The sequence below is a fragment of the Kitasatospora sp. NPDC029312 genome, assembly GCF_055569215.1.
The window spans coordinates 59279-76246 of sequence record NZ_JBVHXY010000023.1; the positions used below are offsets into that span (position 1 = coordinate 59279).

The 16968-nt window shown below is 75.1% G+C and carries 12 protein-coding genes; 6 read left to right on the forward strand and 6 right to left on the reverse strand.

Annotated elements, in window-relative coordinates; all coding sequences use genetic code 11:
• The first annotated feature begins 9 nt into the window (after positions 1 to 9).
• Positions 10 to 2190 (forward strand): 3-hydroxyacyl-CoA dehydrogenase NAD-binding domain-containing protein, encoded by a 2181-nt coding sequence (locus ACZ4WV_RS20180; protein WP_465748510.1) that lies wholly within the window; start codon positions 10 to 12, stop codon positions 2188 to 2190.
• A gap of 16 nt (positions 2191 to 2206) precedes the next feature.
• On the opposite strand, the gene ACZ4WV_RS20185 is transcribed toward ACZ4WV_RS20180, so the two are convergent.
• The 4 genes from ACZ4WV_RS20185 to ACZ4WV_RS20200 all read right to left on the reverse strand — a co-directional run bounded on the left by ACZ4WV_RS20185 (position 2207) and on the right by ACZ4WV_RS20200 (position 6769).
• On the reverse strand, positions 2207 to 3046 hold the full coding sequence (locus ACZ4WV_RS20185; RefSeq protein ID WP_465748512.1) for a MerR family transcriptional regulator: 840 nt from the start codon (positions 3044 to 3046) through the stop codon (positions 2207 to 2209).
• Positions 3047 to 3253: 207 nt separating this feature from the next.
• On the reverse strand, positions 3254 to 4297 hold the full coding sequence (locus tag ACZ4WV_RS20190; RefSeq protein ID WP_465748514.1) for an isopenicillin N synthase family dioxygenase: 1044 nt from the start codon (positions 4295 to 4297) through the stop codon (positions 3254 to 3256).
• 378 nt (positions 4298 to 4675) lie between these two features.
• Positions 4676 to 5437 carry a MerR family transcriptional regulator gene (locus tag ACZ4WV_RS20195; RefSeq protein WP_465748516.1) on the reverse strand — a complete coding sequence of 254 codons (762 nt, stop codon included), beginning with the start codon at positions 5435 to 5437 and terminating at the stop codon, positions 4676 to 4678.
• A gap of 183 nt (positions 5438 to 5620) precedes the next feature.
• The gene (locus ACZ4WV_RS20200; protein ID WP_465748518.1) at positions 5621 to 6769 is read right to left on the reverse strand and encodes an SUKH-4 family immunity protein; all 1149 of its coding nucleotides are present in this window, start codon (positions 6767 to 6769) and stop codon (positions 5621 to 5623) included.
• A 294-nt stretch (positions 6770 to 7063) separates the two neighbouring features.
• Between ACZ4WV_RS20200 and ACZ4WV_RS20205 the strand changes: the two genes are divergently transcribed.
• Positions 7064 to 7615, forward strand: a complete 552-nt coding sequence (locus ACZ4WV_RS20205) for a YceI family protein (RefSeq protein WP_465748520.1) — start codon at positions 7064 to 7066, stop codon at positions 7613 to 7615.
• A 119-nt stretch (positions 7616 to 7734) separates the two neighbouring features.
• Here ACZ4WV_RS20205 and ACZ4WV_RS20210 read toward each other — a convergent pair whose 3' ends face one another.
• On the reverse strand, positions 7735 to 8352 hold the full coding sequence (locus tag ACZ4WV_RS20210; RefSeq protein WP_465748522.1) for a DinB family protein: 618 nt from the start codon (positions 8350 to 8352) through the stop codon (positions 7735 to 7737).
• Positions 8353 to 8464: 112 nt separating this feature from the next.
• On the opposite strand from ACZ4WV_RS20210, the gene ACZ4WV_RS20215 reads away from it, so the two are divergent.
• The 4 genes from ACZ4WV_RS20215 to ACZ4WV_RS20230 all read left to right on the forward strand — a co-directional run bounded on the left by ACZ4WV_RS20215 (position 8465) and on the right by ACZ4WV_RS20230 (position 15454).
• Positions 8465 to 9313 carry a class I SAM-dependent methyltransferase gene (locus tag ACZ4WV_RS20215; protein ID WP_465748524.1) on the forward strand — a complete coding sequence of 283 codons (849 nt, stop codon included), beginning with the start codon at positions 8465 to 8467 and terminating at the stop codon, positions 9311 to 9313.
• Positions 9314 to 9692: 379 nt separating this feature from the next.
• On the forward strand, positions 9693 to 10448 hold the full coding sequence (locus ACZ4WV_RS20220) for a hypothetical protein (protein ID WP_465748526.1): 756 nt from the start codon (positions 9693 to 9695) through the stop codon (positions 10446 to 10448).
• 10 nt (positions 10449 to 10458) lie between these two features.
• Positions 10459 to 12114, forward strand: coding sequence for a DNA polymerase Y family protein (locus ACZ4WV_RS20225; RefSeq protein WP_465748528.1), 1656 nt, complete (start codon positions 10459 to 10461; stop codon positions 12112 to 12114).
• Positions 12115 to 12199: 85 nt separating this feature from the next.
• On the forward strand, positions 12200 to 15454 hold the full coding sequence (locus ACZ4WV_RS20230) for an error-prone DNA polymerase (protein WP_465748530.1): 3255 nt from the start codon (positions 12200 to 12202) through the stop codon (positions 15452 to 15454).
• 80 nt (positions 15455 to 15534) lie between these two features.
• Here ACZ4WV_RS20230 and ACZ4WV_RS20235 read toward each other — a convergent pair whose 3' ends face one another.
• Positions 15535 to 16380: a TIGR03084 family metal-binding protein gene (locus tag ACZ4WV_RS20235; RefSeq protein WP_465748532.1), complete on the reverse strand. Its 846-nt coding sequence runs from the start codon at positions 16378 to 16380 to the stop codon at positions 15535 to 15537.
• Between the last annotated feature and the right edge of the window lie 588 nt (positions 16381 to 16968).

A 16968-nucleotide genomic window follows, 5' to 3' on the forward strand; every position in this document is an offset into this window, starting at 1 on the left:
GAGAACCTGATGAGCGACACCACCACCATCCGCTGGGAGCAGGACGGGGACGGCGTGGTCACCCTCGTCCTCGACGACCCCACCCAGTCCGTCAACACCATGAACGAGGCCTTCACCGCCGACCTCGAGACCGTGGTCGGGCGGCTGGCCGAGCTCGGGGACGCGCTGCGCGGCGTGGTGATCACCTCCGGCAAGAAGACCTTCTTCGCCGGGGGCGACCTGCGGATGCTCTCCGCCGCCCGCCCCGAGGACGCCGAGGCCGTCTTCGAGAAGTCCATGCGGATCAAGCGCTCACTGCGCACCCTGGAGACCCTCGGCAAGCCCGTCGTCGCCGCCGTCAACGGCAGCGCGCTCGGCGGCGGACTGGAGATCGCCCTCGCCTGCCACCACCGGATCGCGCTGAACACCCCGACCGGCCGGATCGGCCTGCCCGAGGTCACCCTCGGCCTGCTGCCCGGCGGCGGCGGGGTGGTCCGCACGGTGCGGCTGTTCGGCATCACCGACGCCCTGCTCAAGTTCCTGCTGGAGGGGCGCCAGTACCGCCCGGCGCAGGCGCTGGAGCACGGACTGGTGCACGAACTGGTGGAAACCCCCGAGGAGTTGACCGCACGCGCCAAGGCCTGGATCGAGGCCAACCCGACCGCGGTCCAGCCCTGGGACGTCAAGGGCCACAAGATCCCCGGCGGCACCCCGGCCACCCCCGCCTTCGCCGCCAACCTGCCCGCCTTCCCGGCCAACCTGCGCAAGCAGCTGAACGGCGCGCCCTACCCGGCCCCGCGCAACGTGCTCGCCGCCGCGGTGGAGAGCAGCCAGGTCGACGTCGACACCGCGATGGCGATCGAGGCCCGCTACTTCACCGAGCTGGCCTGCGGGCAGACCAGCAAGAACATGATCCAGGCCCTGTTCTTCGACATGCAGGCGGTCAACTCCGGCGCCGGACGCCCCAAGGGCGTCGAGAAGCGGCTCGTCCGCAAGGTCGCGGTACTCGGTGCCGGGATGATGGGCGCCGGCATCGCCTACGCCTGCGCCAAGGCCGGCATCGAGGTCGTCCTCAAGGACGTGAGCCTGGCGGCCGCCGAGCGCGGAAAGGCCTACTCCGAGGGGCTGTTGGACAAGGCCGTCGCCCGCGGCCGCTCCACCGAGGCCGAGCGCGACGCCCTGCTCGCCCGGATCACCCCCACCGCCGAGGCCGCCGACCTGGCCGGCTGCGACGCCGTGATCGAGGCCGTCTTCGAGAACACCGAGCTCAAGCACAAGGTGTTCGAGGAGATCGAGGGCGTCGTCGCCCCCGACGCGCTGCTCTGCTCCAACACCTCCACCCTGCCGATCGGCCTGCTCGCCGAGGGCGTCCAGCGCACCGGCGACTTCATCGGCCTGCACTTCTTCTCGCCGGTCGACAAGATGCGGCTGGTCGAGATCATCCGCGGCCCACAGACCGGCGACGAGGCGCTCGCCCGCGCCTTCGACCTGGTCCGGCAGATCGACAAGACCCCGATCGTGGTCAACGACTCGCGGGGCTTCTTCACCTCGCGGGTGATCGGCCAGTTCCTCAACGAGGGCGTCGCCATGGTCGGCGAGGGCATCCACCCGGCCAGCATCGAGCAGGCCGCCGCCCAGGCCGGCTACCCCGCCAAGGTGCTCTCCCTGATGGACGAGCTGACCCTCACTCTGCCGCGCAAGATCCGCGACGAGTACCGGCGCTCGGTCGAGGCCGCCGGCGGCAGCTGGCAGCCCCACCCGGCGGACGCCGTGGTGGACCGGATGGTCGACGAGTTCGGCCGCCCCGGGCGCAGCGGCGGCGCGGGCTTCTACGAGTACGGCGAGGACGGCAAGCGCGGGCGGCTCTGGCCCGGACTGCTGGAGCACTTCTCGCGCCCGGACGTCGACGTCGCCGAGGTCCCGTTCGAGGACCTCAAGGAGCGGATGCTGTTCAGCGAGGCGCTGGACTCCGTGCGCTGCCTGGAGGAGGGCGTGCTGACCTCGGTCGCCGACGCCAACGTGGGCTCGATCCTCGGCATCGGCTTCCCCGCCTGGACGGGCGGCGTCTTCCAGTACATCAACGGCTACCCGGGCGGGCCGGCCGGCTTCACGGCCCGCGCCCGCGAACTCGCCGCCGCGTACGGCGAGCGGTTCGCGCCGCCGGCGCTGCTGGAGCGGATCGCGGCGGAGGGGCGGACCTTCACCGACTGATCCGGCCGGCCCGGGCTCAGACGGATCCGGGTGGGGCCGTGGTGCACGCGGTGCACGCGGCCTCACCCGGGTCGCCGAGGTCGCCGGGGCCGCCGGGGTGGTCGTCGAGCTCCCCGCCCGGCACCCCACCCAGTTCCTCGCCCAGCTCCTCCCGCAGCGACCGCTGGAAGGCCGTCACCAGCGCCTGCGCCACCATCGGCTGGATGTGGTCCGTCAGCGCCTTCATCCGGGCCAGCTCCTCGGGGGCCGGCTCACTCTCCCGGTACGGCTTCCACACCGTCTCCCGGAACAGCCGCTGCAACTCCCGGGCCGTCGCCCGGCTGTGCTCCAGCACCACCGCCCGGGCGGCCAGCAGGGTCTCCAGGGGGATCGGCACGTCCACGATCCGCACCCCGAGCGGCAGCAGGCCCGGATCCACCCGGAACACCTCCGGATCCGCCGTCCGCTCCAGCGCCCCCATCGCGACCAGCCGTTCCAACTGCTCCTCGGACAGCCCCCGCCCGGCCCGCCGCTCCAACTGCGCCCTGGTGGCCTCCTCCGGGGCCTCCGGCGTCCAGGACGCCACCAGCGCCCGGTGGATCGCCAGCTCCAGCGGCGTACTGTCCTCCGGCAGCCGCGCCAGGTACCGCTCGATCGCCGCCAGGGTCAGCCCCTGCCGCTGCAACTCCTCGATCAGCCCCAACCGGTCCAGGTGCGCCGCCCCGTACAACCCCACCCGCCGGGGCCCCAGCTCGGGGGGCGGCAACAGCCCCTTCGTCCCGTAGAACCGCACCGTCCGCACCGTCACCCCGGCCCGCGCCGCCAACTCGTCCACCGTCAGCCGCACCTCCCCCGCAACGGCGCCGTGCTCCCCCATCGACTTCCTCCCGCGCTGGCACACTCCTGCTGTGACAGCAGCAGTGTGACAGTGGCCCGCCCCGCCGGTCCACCGGCGAACGGGCCCGGCCGGGCGCGGGCCTGCGGCCTCGGGGCAGGAAGGCCGACGCCCCCTGCCGTCCACCGTGTTCGACCGGTGGACGGCAGGGGCGTCGGCGAGGGGCCGCCCGGCGCGAAGGGGTGCGGGTCAGACCAGCGTGGCGTGGTGGCGGCGGGTGACTTCGGGGTGGGCTCGGGTGTAGCCCTTCCATTCGTTCAGGCCGAAGTCGGCGAACAGCGGGTTGCCGGGGTCCTCGGTGGCGCCGGGGGCGTGGTGGGCCAGGGGGAAATCGAGCGGCTCGATGTGGGCGTCGAGCCGGGGGTTGTAGAAGAACGGCACGGAGAAGCGTTCGCGGGCGCCGGCCGGGCTGACCACGCGGTGGCTGGTCGCCTTGAGGTAGCCGTCCGTGGCCACCTCCAGGAGCTCACCGAGGTTGACCACGAAGGCGCCGTCGAGCGGGGGGACGTCCAGGAAGCTGCCGTCCGGACGCTCGACCTGGAGGCCGCCGACGGTGTCCTGGAGCAGCAGAGTGATGAAGCCGTAGTCCTTGTGGGCGCCGACGCCCTGGCCGGCGCCGTCCGGCGCGGTGCCGGGGTAGCGGACCAGCTTGAGGCGCAGGTGGGGGTGGCCGGCGAAGGCCTCGTCGTAGAAGTCGGGGCGGGCGCCGATCGAGATGAGGAGTTCGTGCAGCAGGCGGCGGCCGACCTCGCCCAGGTGGTCGATCCAGCCGAGGGTGGCGGTGCGCAGCTCGGGCAGGGCGGCCGGCCACTGGTTGGGGCCCTCCAGCCACCAGTACGGCGGCTCGCCGGCGCCGGGCACGTGCGCGGGCAGCTCGGCGCCGATGTCGAGCTGGTCGCGCCAGTCCCGGCTGCCGCCGGTGCGCTCGTCGCCGGTGCGGGTGTATCCGCGGTAGTGCGGGGAGTTGAGGTTGCTCACGGCGAGCCGGTCGGCCTCGGGGAGGGCGAAGAAGGCGCGCATGGCGGTGGTGAGCGCGGTCGTCTCCTCCCGGGTGACGCCGTGGCCGACGAGCTGGAAGAAGCCGACGCCGGTGGCTGCCTCGCGCAGCTCGTCGTGCAGGCGTCGGCGGTCCTCCGGGCTGCCGTCGGCGAGCGAGAGGTCGATCACCGGGAGGGCGTCGGCGAGCGCCTGGGTGGAGCCGGTTCCGGATATGGGCGTGTGCTGCTGCGTCATGGGTGACATCCGCTGGGTCTCGTCCCGACGGTCCCGGTGGTCGACCGGGGGGTGGCCGGAGCCGCGCCTCGTGCGGCGGGTGCTCCGGGAGCCGGGAGGTGGCGGCGGCCGTTCGGGGCCGCCGTTGAGGGTGAGTGGCGCGAGGTTCAGCCGGAGCGTCGACAGGACATGCTCGTCACGCGGAGCAGGTCCACGTGGCGGCGGCGAACAAGGATGAGCACCCCACCAGCCTAGATGACCGCTTCCACAGCGGGCGAGCCCCCTACGGCGGAAGGCCACCCCCACCCGGCACCGCCCCCTACCCGGCACCGCCTCCGCCGGGGCCCGAGGCGTCGACACCTCGGGCCCCGGCCTCCGGCCCCGTCCCCCCCGCCGGACTCAGGACAGCCGTGCCGCCGCGTACGCCTCCATGGCGGCGCGCTGGTAGGCGGCCAGACCCGGGGCGATGGCCTCGTACGCGGCGCTCCACCTCTCGTTATCCGTGCAGGAGCGGGCGATCGCGAGGTATTCCTCCACCGGGACGGTCCGGATCCCGTTCAGCAGCCGGTACTCCTCGTCGATCATGCGCTGCACGGGTTCGGCGTCGGCCGTCCGGCCGTTCGCCATCAGCTCCGCCAGGCGGACCATCCGGGCGGTCCGCTCGTGCCGGCCGGCCTCGATCTCGGCCGGGGTCATCGCGGCGGTCGCCCGTCGGACCGCCTCGGCGTGCTCGGGGAAGTCACGCAGGCTGGCGTCGACGTCGGCGGGCTGGATGCCCTCGAAGAGGTTCTCGGGGCGATTGATGTCGGTCATGGGTGTGCCGTCCTTCCGGGAGCGTTCCAGGTCGGCGATCGTGCGCGAGACGGTGGCGGCCAGGGAGTCGAGCCGGTCGCGTTCGGCGACCAGTCGGCGGTGGTGACCCCGCAGGGCCGCCAGTTCGTCCACCTGGTCGCCGAGGATCCGGGCGATCTCGGTCAGCCCCACGCCCAGCGCCCGCAGCACGAGGATCTGCTGCAGCTGCAGCAACTGTCGTTCCCCGTAGTAGCGGTGGCCGTTGGAGCCGATCCGGGCCGGAGGTAGCAGCCCGATCTCGTCGTAGTGCCGCAGCGTCCGGGCGGTCACCCCGGACATCCGGGCGACTTCTGCGATGGGCCAGGCCATGGCCGACTCCTCTCCCACGTCGCTTTGACCAGGGCCGGTTCCTCCGGCCCTGGTCACGACGGTAGAAGCTGCCGCTGCGGCAGCTTCAAGCCCGTGACGCCGAGCTCACGCGCCCGTTGCGGCGCCCATGTCCCGTACTCCCTTGACCCGGCTCGGTCCCCGTCAGCTCGGTCCCCGTTCCGCTCACCCCAGCAGGCCGCCCAGGTGCCCGTCCTCGGCGAGCAGCCGCCATGACCGGCCGGGCGAGGCGAAGGCCTCCGGGTCGACGGCCTCCACCAGCCGGTCCACCACGCTGCTCAGCAGGGACTGCGGGTCGAACACCGCCCAGGCCTCCCGGCTCCGGCCGTGGTCCCAGCGCTCCCATTCGGCGCGCAGCCGCTCGTACGTCCACAGGGCGTAGAGCAGGGCGGACAGGTCGCGGTTCAGGTAGGCCTCGGGCTGGCCGTCGTCGTACCAGTCCGGCAGTTCGAGCCGGCCGGTGGCGCCGTCCAGGGCGATCGTGAGGTCGGTCGGCCAGTCCCCGAGGGCGAGGTAGTCCCGCTGGTACGGGCGCTCCTCCTCGCCGTCGAAGTACTCGGGGTACGCCTGCGCCATGGTGACGAGCGGTTCCTCGCACACCCCGAACATGGCGCCGCCCAGCGGCAGCCCGACCTCGGTCAGCAGCCGCCGGGTCGGCTCGTGCACCAGGGCGGCGGGCAGCGCCTCCGGCCGGAACCGGTGCACCCGGCCCGCCCCGCCGTCCTCGTCCGTCAGTGCCGCGAGCTCGGCCACCAGCTCCGTGCCGATCTCGTACGCGGGCCCGCCCGGCCCGCCCGGCAGCGCACCCCAGCCCAGCGCCCGCACCAGCAGCGCCGGTCCCCAGTGCGCGGGCGCGGCGCTCCCGCCGAACAGCCCGGGGTCGATGTCCCGCATCCGCCGCTCGGCCGCCGCCATCACCTCGGCCACCACCGCCGGTCCGCGTCGCCCGTCCAGGGCCTCGGGCCGTCGGGCGGCTTCGCCCACCGCGTCCACCTCCCGGATCAGGGCGGCCAGTGACGCCAGGTCGGAGGCCAGTGGATCGCGGCGCGGGCCGCCGTCGCCGAGGAGCACCTCACCGGTGGTCCCGTCCAACAGCACCAGGTCGCCGACCGCGGCGAAGGGCGTGCAGTAGTCCGTCTCGCCGAGGACGAACAGCCGCTCCGACCCCCCGGGGAAGAGTTTCAACGACCCGTCGTCGAGCACCCCGAAGTCCAGGAACGCCCCGGCCGTCGGCAGCCCCTCCCGCACCAGGAACTCCCGGCTGCCCTCGTGCAGCACTCCGCCCGGTACCTCGGCCACCCGTGCACGCCCCATGTCCCCCACCCTTCACGGTTCTGCCCCCGACCCACCAGACCCTAGCGGGCCCGCCCGACAGCGCCACCGCTTTGCGGGCCGGGGCCCGCACGGGCGCCGGCCCCGGAGTTGTTCGCGTCAGTGCGGCCGCGGTGAGCGGGGCGAGCCGGTGACCCGAGGTCACCGGTCAGGGTGCACTCTGCCGTTGCCCCGTGGGTCCGGCCGGGGCTGGAATCGGTTGCGCCCTAGCGTGAGTCCGGAACGATCCGGGCGTACCGCGCCCGGGATCCCGGTCTTTCGAAGGGCACCCCAACCATGACCGCCAGCATCGCAGAGCTCACCGGGGACTACGTCCTCGACCCCGCCCACACCCGGATCGGCTTCGTCGCCCGCCACGCGATGGTGACCAAGGTCCGCGGTGCGTTCCACCAGTTCGAGGGCACCGCCCACCTGGACGGCACCGATCCGGCCCGCTCCACCGCCCAGCTGGTCATCAAGGCCGAGAGCATCGACACCGGCGTCGAACAGCGCGACCAGCACCTGCGCACCAACGACTTCCTGGACGCCCCCAGCTTCCCCGAGATCACCTTCCGCACCACCTCGGTCGAGCCGCTCTCCGACACCGAGTACCGCGTCACCGGCGACCTGACCATCAAGGACACCACCCGCCCGGTCACCATCGACTTCGAATACACCGGCAACGCCGTCGACCCCTACGGCAACCTGCGGGTCGGCCTGGAGGGATCGGTGACCATCTCCCGCAAGGAGTTCGGCGTGACCTGGAACGCGACCTTGGAGGGCGGCGGCGTGCTGGTCGGCGACAAGGTCGTCCTGGAGTTCGACATCTCCGCGATCAAGCAGAGCTGACACCCCCGACCGGGAGCCCACCCGGCCGGGTGCTGCTCCACCCGGGGAGGCGCTCGTGCGGTCCGGCCGCCGCGGCCGGACCGCATGCCGTTCACCCTCCCGGCCCCGTGGTCCGCAGGTCAGACGAGTCCGCCGGCTTCCCGGGCGGCCCGCTCCACGCGGTCGTGGTGGGCCTGCCACCAGTCCCCGTCGCCCGGGACGGTGTTGACGCCGTCCGGGCGTTGGCCGGTGGCGCCGTCGATGAGTTCGCGGACCAGGTCGGCGTGGCCGGCGTGCCGGTGGGTCTCGGCGATCATGTGGACGAGCACCCGGTGCAGGGTCTGCTGGGGGCGGTCGCCGACCGGTATCCGGCCGACCGCGTCCAGCGGCAGCGCCTCGATGGTGGCGTTCGAGTGCGCCCAGACCCGCCGGTAGCGCCCGATGATCTCCTCGGTGCCCTCGTCCGCCCGCGCCCACAGGTCGCCGTTGGGTTCGGCGGTGCCGACGATCCACAGCGGGGCCGGTTCGGGGAAGGGCCGCCCGAAGGTGTCGCCGAAGTACAGCGACTCGGCCCCGGTGACGTGCTTGACCAGCCCCAGCAGATTGGTCCCGGTGGGGGTGAGCGGGCGCCGGAGGTCGTACTCGGAGAGGCCTTCGAGCTTCCAGAGCAGGGCGTCGCGGGCGTCCTGGAGGTAGATCCGGAGGTCGTTCTTGTCGTCCGCCGCGCGGATGTCGCCCGGACCGCTCGTCTCACTCATGGGATCAGTCTGTCGACCGCGCCGGGACTGTCCACCGAATTCGCCCCGTGACGCGGGGTCAGGCCGTGTCATCATCGGGCCCTCAGACCGGGCCCCACGGCAGGAGGCGGGCATGATCGGCGACTGGAGCTGGGACGAGACGTTGTTCGCCGGAGCGGCCGTCCACTACGCGCGAGGCCGACTGCCCTACGCGCCCGGCCTGGCGGAGGCCCTGGCCGAGGCGCTGGGCCTGGACGGCACGGGGCGGCTGTTCGACGTGGGCTGCGGCCCGGGAACGCTGGCGCTGGGGCTGGCCCATCTGTTCGCCGAGGTCGTCGGGGTGGACCCGGACGGCGGGATGATCGCCGAGGCGCGCCGGGCGGGCGCGGGGGAGCGCCGGGCCACCTGGGTGCGGGCCCGGGCCGAGGACCTGCCGCGAGGCCTCGGCACCTTCACCGTGGCGACCTTCGGCCAGTCCTTCCACTGGATGGACCGCGACCTGGTGGCGGCGACCGTCCTGCGGCTCCTGCGCCCCGGTGGCGCACTGGTGCACATCGCCGACCTGAAGCCCGGGCCCGGCCCCACCGAGGCCGGTCCTTGCCCCGCCGGGGGCCTGCCGCACCCGCCGGTCCCGTACGCCGCGATCGGCGAGCTGGTCCGGCGCTACCTCGGCCCGGTCCGCCGGGCCGGCCGGGGGCTGCTGCCGCACGGCACCCCGGCGGGCGAGTCGGCCGTTCTCGCCCGGGCGGGCTTCGCCGCCCCTCGGCGGCTGCTCGTCCCCGGCGGCCGGCCGCTGGAGCGTACGGCGGACGACGTGGTCGCCGGGGTGTTCTCCCGCTCCTCCTCGACGCCCCACCTGTTCGGCCGGGCCCGGAACGCCTTCGAGGCGGACCTGCGCCGACTGCTGGGGCCGGGCTCCTTCTCCGAGCGCCAACCGGGCACGGAGGTCGTCATCTGGCGCGTCGCCTCCACCGGGCGCTGACCGGGCGCTGACCAGGCGCCGCGTCAACGCCCGGGCGGGCGCTGCCCGCTGGGAAGGCGGGGGCGGCCCCCAGCCGCCTCGGACAGGGGCCGGGGGAAGGCGACGGGACCCCTGCGGTAGTCCGCCAGCGGCCGGGCACCCACCGTGACCAGCACGGAGAGTGACGGATGAGGCGGAGGGGGCGGACTTGAATCTTTACGAACGGATGTTCGATCCTGGGGGTGTGTCCGTTTTCGAATCTGTTTTCGAATCCGCCGCCGAGCAGCCCGGCCGTCCCGCGCTCCGACCGGTGGCGCTCCCGGCTGCCCCGGCGCGGGAGCCGCGGGAAACGGGAGCACCAGGGGAAGGGGCGAAGCAGGTGACGGCTACTCTCCGGTCGGTGGCGTCGACTGTCGCCACCGAGGACGGGCAGTCGGCGGCGCGCGCGCTGGTGCCGGTGGTGCCCGCCCTGCGGGAGGTGCTGCCGGACGGCGGGCTGCGGCGGGGGACGGCCGTGTCGGTGGCGGGCGGGGACGCCGGGCTGCTGCTGGCGCTGGCCGCCGGGGTGCGGGAGACCGAGGGCGGCTGGGCGGCGGCGGTCGGGCTGCCGGACCTGGGGCTGGCCGCCGCCGAGGGGTACGGACTGGACCTGCGGCGCCTGCTGGTCGCGGACGACCCGGGATCGCACTGGCCCGAGGTGGTGTCGGTGCTGGCCGGCGCGGTGGAACTGATCATGCTGCACCCGGACGGCCCGGTGCCGCCGAAGCTGGCCACCCGGCTGGCCGCGGTGCTGCGGCGCAGCGGCTGCGTGCTGCTGGTGGCCGGGCCGTGGCCGGGGGCGGCGCTGAGGCTGGGGGTGCGGTCCGGGCGCTGGTTCGGGCTGGGCGACGGCTACGGCCGGCTCGCCGGACGGCAGGTGGAGGTGGTGGCCGAGGGGCGGGGTTCGGCGGTGCGCGGCCGCACGGCCCGGCTCTGGCTGCCGGACGAGCACGGCTCGGTGCGCCCGGTCCGGGAGCAGGTCGGCGAACAGATCCGGGAACAGGGCGCGGAGCAGGTCCCGGGGCGGATCCACGAGCCGGTTCACCAGCCGGTTCACCAGCAGGTCCGGGAGCAGCCCCTCCAGGTGGGGCAGCCACCGGTGGCGGCGGTGGTGTGAGATGCCGACGATGCCCGACAGTGATCGGACCCCCCGGGTGCTGGTGGTCTGGTGCCCGGACTGGCCGGTGGTGGCCGTCACCGGCGACGACCCGGTGGCGGTGACCGAGGGCGGCCGGATCCTGGCCTGTTCGGCGGGTGCCCGGGCGGCCGGGGTGCGGCAGGGGCAGCGGCTCAAGCTGGCCCAGCGGCTCTGCCCGGAGCTGGAGCTGCGCGATCGCGACCCGGAGGCGGAGACCCGCCGGTTCGAGCCGGTGGTCGCGGCGGTGGAGGCGTTCACGCCTCGGGTGGAGGTGATCCGCCCGGGCCTGTGCGCCATCCCGGTCAAGGGCCCGGGCCGGTACTTCGGCGGCGAGGAGGCGCTGGCGACCAAGGTCGGCGCCGCGGTGGCGGGGGCGCTCAGCCGGCCGCCCGTCCCGGACGCCGTCCCCGGCGCGGTGGCGGTGCCCCCCGGGGGACCGACGGAACCAGCCGACCAGACGAAACCGGCCGAACCAGCCCAACCGCAGACCGCCCCCCATGCCCGGATCGGCGTCGCCGACGGCCTGTTCGCCGCCGTGCTCGCCGCCCGCGCCGGGGTGCTGGTGCCCGCCGGCCGGACCGCGGAGTTCCTCGCCCCGTACCCGGTGGGCGCGCTGGGCGACGAGCCGCTGGCCGAACTGCTCGGGCGGCTCGGCCTGCCCACCGTCGGGGCCTTCGCCGCGTTGCCCGCGGAGTCGGTCGCGGACCGCTTCGGCCCGGCCGGAACGGTCGCGCACCGGCTGGCCCGTGGCCTGCAGCCGCGCCCGCTGGTGCCGCGCGACGAGGAGCCGGACCTCTCCGTCGAGCAGCGCTTCGACCCGCCGGAGCCGCTCGCCGAGCCACTGGTGTTCGTCGCCCGCACACTGGCCGAGCGGCTGCACCAGCGGCTGGCCGGGGCCGGGCTGACCTGCCGTCGGGTGGCCGTCGAGGTGGCCTGCGCGGACGGCCGGACGGCCTCGCGGCTGTGGCGGCACGAGGGCCGGCTGTCGGCGGCGGCGCTCGCCGAGCGGGTCCGCTGGCAGCTCCAGGCCTGGCAGGGCGCGGGCACCTTCGGGAACGGCCCGGCGAGCGGCGGCGGCCAGGAGGGCTTCACTCTGCTCCGGCTGGCGCCCGACGGCCTCTCCCCGGACCAGGGCCGCCAGCTCGCGCTGTGGGGCCAGGCCGTCGCGGACGACCGGGTGGAGCGCGCGGTGGCCCGGGTGCAGGCGGTGCTCGGGCACGCCGGGCTGCGCCGGATCGAACCGGCCGGCGGCCGCGGCCCGGGCGAGCAGCAGGTCAAGGTGCCGTGGGGCGAGCCGTACGAGGCGGCGGTGCCCGCCGAGGCGCCCTGGCCGGGACGGCTGGAGGGCCTCTGGCCGACCGTGGTGCTGCGCGAGCCGGCGCCGGTGCGGGTGCTGGACGAGGCCGGCCGGCCGGTCACGGTGGACGGCCGGGCGGGGGTGTCGGCCCGGCCGGCCCTGGTCGTGGTCCGGGGCCGGGAGGAGCGGGTGGCGGGCTGGACGGGGCCTTGGCCGGCGGTCGAGCACTGGTGGGACCAGTCACTCGCCCGCCGCCGGGCGCGGTTCCAGATGGTGGTGGACGGCGGCCGCGCGCTGCTGCTCACCGTGGAGGGGGGTGCGTGGTACCTGGAGGCCGGCTACGACTAGCGGCTCCGGGACCCGGAAGAGGGCCGTAGGGCCGAAACAGGGGGGCAGGGCAGGACGAGCACGAGAACGACGAAGGCAACCCCCGATGGGCTTCACCAGCCACCCCACCGTCCCCTGGAGCGAACTGCACCGGCGGCTGACCGGCGCGGCGCCGGACCGCACGGTCGTCCCGCTGCGCCGCCGCACCGAAGGAACCCCTGACGTACGGGCCGACGGTGACGCCCCCCGCCCCGAACCGGGTGACGAACCCTGGGCCGAACTGCACGTCCACTCCGCCTTCAGCTTCCTGGACGGCGCCAGCGACCCGGAGGACCTGGTCGCCGAGGCGGCCCGGCTGGGCGTCGAGACCCTCGCGATCACCGACCACGACGGCCTGTACGGTGCCGTCCGGCTCGCCCTGGCGGCCCGGGGGACGGGCGTGGCCACCGTGTTCGGCGCCGAACTGACGCTGCGCCACTCCCCGGAGAACGTCGAACACCTGCTGGTCCTCGCCCGCGACCCGGCCGGCTACCGCCGCCTCTCCGCCGCGATCGCCGCCGCCCAACTGGCCGGCGGCGCCAAGGGCCGCCCGGTGTACGACCTCGCGACGCTGGCCGGGGCGCACGACGGCCACTGGGCGGTGCTCACCGGCTGCCGCCTCGGCCGGGTCCCCGCCGCCCTGGCCGGGAAGCACGGCCCCGACCGGGGCGAGGCCGAGCGCCGACTGCACACCCTCACCGAGGCGTTCGGCCGGGAGAACGTCCACGTCGAGCTGATCGACCAGTGGCTGCCCGGCGACGACCGGCGCAACGACGCCCTCGCCGCGCTCGCCGCGGGGGCGCGCCTGCCCGTCGTCGCCTCCACCAACGCCCACCACGCCGGCCCCGCCCAGGGCCGCCTGGCGCAGAGCCTGGCCGCGCTGCACGAGCGCCGCACCCTCCAGGAGGCGGCCGGCTGGACCGTCGCGGCCGGCACCGCGCACCTGCGCTCGGGCCGGGAGATGGCCGCCCGGCTGGCCCGTTTCCCCGGGGTGCAGCGGGCCACCGCCGAACTCGGCCGGGCCTGCGCCTTCGACTTCGCCAAGCTGGACCCGGAGCTGCCCGGCTACCCCGTCCCCGAGGGCGAGACCGAGATCAGCCACCTGCGCGCCCTGGTCGCGGCCGGCGGGCCGGCCCGCTTCGGGCCCGGCAACGCCGCCGCCCGCCGCCAGCTCGCCAAGGAACTGGACGTGATCGAGGACCTCGACCTGGCCGGCTACTTCCTGATCGTGCACGACATCGTGGACTTCTGCCGCCGCGAGGACATCTGGTGCCAGGGCCGCGGCTCCGCCGCCAACTCGGCGGTCTGCTTCGCCCTCGGGATCACCGCCGTCGACCCGATCCACTACAAGCTGCTGTTCGAACGCTTCCTCTCCACCGCCCGGGACGGGCCGCCCGACATCGACCTGGACATCGAGAACCGCCGCCGCGAGGAGGTCATCCAGTACGTCTACCGCCGCTACGGCCGCGAGCACGCCGCCCAGGTCGCCAACGTGATCACCTACCGGCCCCGGCTGGCGATCCGCGACGCCGCCCGGGTGCTCGGCTACCCGCAGGGACAGGTGGACGCCTTCAGCCGGCAGGCCGACTTCCGTTCCGCGCCCGGCGCGGACGCCGTGATCCCCTCCGACGTGCTCTCGCTCGCCGGTCAACTGCACGGCCTCCCCCGCCACCTGGGCATCCACTCGGGCGGCATGGTGCTCACCAAGGAGCCGATCGGCGAGATCTGCCCGACCGAGTGGGCCCGGATGCCCGGGCGCTCGGTGCTGCAGTGGGACAAGGAGTCCACCGCCGGCGCCGGGCTGGTGAAGATCGACCTGCTCGGCCTCGGCATGCTCGCCGCCCTGCACGACGCCTGCGACCTGGTCGCCGAGCACCACGGCCTGCGCTACGACTTGGCGTCCATCCCGGACGACGACAAGGGCGTGTACGCGATGCTGCGCCGGGCCGACACCGTGGGCGTCTTCCAGGTCGAGTCCCGGGCCCAGATGGCCACCCTGCCCCGGCTCAAGCCGGACCACTTCTACGACCTGGTGGTCGAGGTCGCGCTGATCCGCCCCGGCCCGATCCAGGGCGGCTCCGTCCACCCGTACCTGCGCCGCCGCGCCGGGGCCGAGCCGCCCGGCTGCCCGCACCCGCTGATGGAGAACGCCCTGGGCAAGACCCTCGGGGTGCCGCTGTTCCAGGAGCAGATGATGCAACTCGCCATCGACTGCGCCGGATTCACCCCGTCCGAGGCCGACCGACTGCGCCAGGCGATGGGCGCCAAGCGCTCCCACGAGCGGGTCGCCCGGCTGCGCGAGCGGCTGCTCGGCGGGATGGCCGAGCGCGGCATCCCGCCCGAGGTGGCCGAGGACGTCTACGGCAAGATCGAGGCCTTCTCCAACTACGGCTTCCCGGAGAGCCACGCGATCAGCTTCGCCTACCTGGTGTACGCCAGCGCCTGGCTCAAGTACCACTTCCCGGCGGCCTTCGCCTGCGCCCTGCTGGCCAACCAGCCGATGGGCTTCTACTCGCCGCTCAGCCTGGTCGCCGACGCCCGGCGGCACGGCGTACGGGTGCGCGGGGTGGACGTCAACGCCAGCGGGCCGCGCCCCACCCTGGAGCCGTACCGGGGCCCGACGCCCAAGCCCCCGCTGACCGCCGGCCGTCCGCAGCCGGCCATCCGGCTCGGGCTGGAGACGGTGCGCGGCATCGGCACCCCGCAGGCCGAGGCGATCGCGGCCGGGCAGCCGTACGCGGACCTGGAGGACTTCGCCCGCCGCACCGGCCTGCCCGCGCCCGTCCTGGAGGCACTGGCGACGGCCGGGGCCTTCGACTGCTTCGGCCTGACGCGACGTCAGGCACTCTGGGCGGCAGGGGCGTTCGCCGGAATCTCGGCCGACCTGCTGCCCGGCACCACGCCCGGCACCGAGGCGCCGGAGCTGCCCGAGATGAGCCCGGTCGAGGCGACCATCGCCGACCTGTGGGCCACCGGCACCTCCGCCACCAGCCACCCGCTCCAGCACCTGCGCGCCCACCTGGACCGCGGCGGCGCCCTCCGCGCCGCCCAACTCCCGGACGTCCCCCCGGGAACCGCCGTGGTGGTCGGCGGCCTGGTCACCCACCGGCAGCGCCCCCCGACGGCGGGCGGAGTGCTCTTCCTCAGCCTGGAGGACGAGACCGGCCTGATCAACGTGATCTGCAACCGCCCGGTCTGGGAGTCCCAACGCCGCACCGCCCTGGACCGCGCCGGCCTGCTGGTCCACGGCCGCATCGAACGCGACCGCGGCGCCACCAACCTGATCGCCACCCGCCTCACCCCCCTCCGGCTCGGCCTCTGAGGCCGTGCACCGCTCAGTCGGGGTAGCGCACGAGTCCGCTCAGGTCCAGGTCGAAGTGCACACCCTCCCGCCGGGGCCGTTCAGGCGCCGGGGGCCGGCTGCCGCCCCTTGCCGGGGGTTCCCGCGAAGGCCTGGGCGATCGGGAGCCAGGTGGTGGCGACCGGGCCGGTGGCGGCGAGGGCCAGGTCGTCGCGGTGGCGGCGCTGGGTCACCAGCAGGCAGAAGTCCAGGGCCGGGCCGGTCACCACGTCCGCTGCGTCGGGCGGGCCGAAGGTCCACGTTCCGCCGTCGGGGGCGGTGAGTTCGAGCCGCACCGGGCGGTCCGGTGCGGGCAGCCCGTGGGCGGCGAAGGCGAAGCCCAGGGTGCGCAGCCCCAGGTGGGCGATGTGCCGGAGTCGGGCGCTGGGCTCCCGGGCCGTGCCGAGGGCGTCCGCGACGTCCTGGCCGTGCGCCCAGGTCTCCATCAGCCGGGCGGTCGCCATCGAGGCGGGCTTCATCGGCGGCCCGAACCAGGACAGCCGGACGTCGGCCGGGGCGGAGCCCAGCGCGGCGAGCACCTCCGCCCGGCCGGTCCGCCAGCGGGCGAGCAGCTCCGCGGGCTCGGCGGCCGCGCCGGCCCGCGCGCCCTCCTCGACCGGGTCGGTGCCGGGGGCCAGCCGTTCGGCGTAGTCGCCGAAGGCCGCGGTGAAGCCCTGCGGGTCCCGCGCGGCCAGGACCGTCCAGTCGTCGGTCCAGGAGAGGTGGGCGATCTGGTGGGCGACCGTCCATCCCTCGGCGGGCGTCGGCCGGGCCCAGTCCGCGGCCGGCAGCCCGGCCACCAGGCCGTCCAGGACGGCGCTCTCCTCCCGCAGGTCGGCCAGCAGCCCGTGCAGGACGTCCGCCGGGGGCCGAGACTCGGGCCGAGTCGGGGAGTTCGGGTCGGTCATCGGCTTCCCTTCCGATCAAGGCAGTTGCTACCCGCCGGTAGTCACGGCCGCACCCTACGCCGGGCCCGGCGCCCGCGCCCGCCACTCCACGAAACACGCACGTCAGGACTCTCGCCACCGGCCGCGCCGCGTGTGAGAATCGCGCGATGACGAGCGCGGACACCCCCCGGGCTGCGCGACCGGACGGCCCCGCCGCGCGGCCCAGCGTTCCCGGCGCCGCCGCGCGGCCCGACGCCTCCTGCCCCGCCGCGCGGCCCGACGACCCCGAACTCGCCGCCCGCGCCGCCGAACTGGTCCGGGACGCGGTGCTCGGCGACCTCGCCCGCCGGGTGGTGGCGGAGTGCGGCGCGGACGTCGGGCTGGTCGGCGTCCCCGAGCCGCTGACCGGGCGGGGCCGGGGCGGCGAGGGCATGGTGCTGCGCCACTGGGCGGGCACCCGGGCGGACCTGCTGCACAACGTGGCCGTCCCGGCCGGCCTGGGGCTCGGGGGGGGGGGGGGGGGGGGGGGGGGGGGGGGGAGGGGGGGGGGGGGGGGGGGGGGGGAGGGGGAAGGACGCGAGAGACCACACCACACCGCCCTCCGCCCGC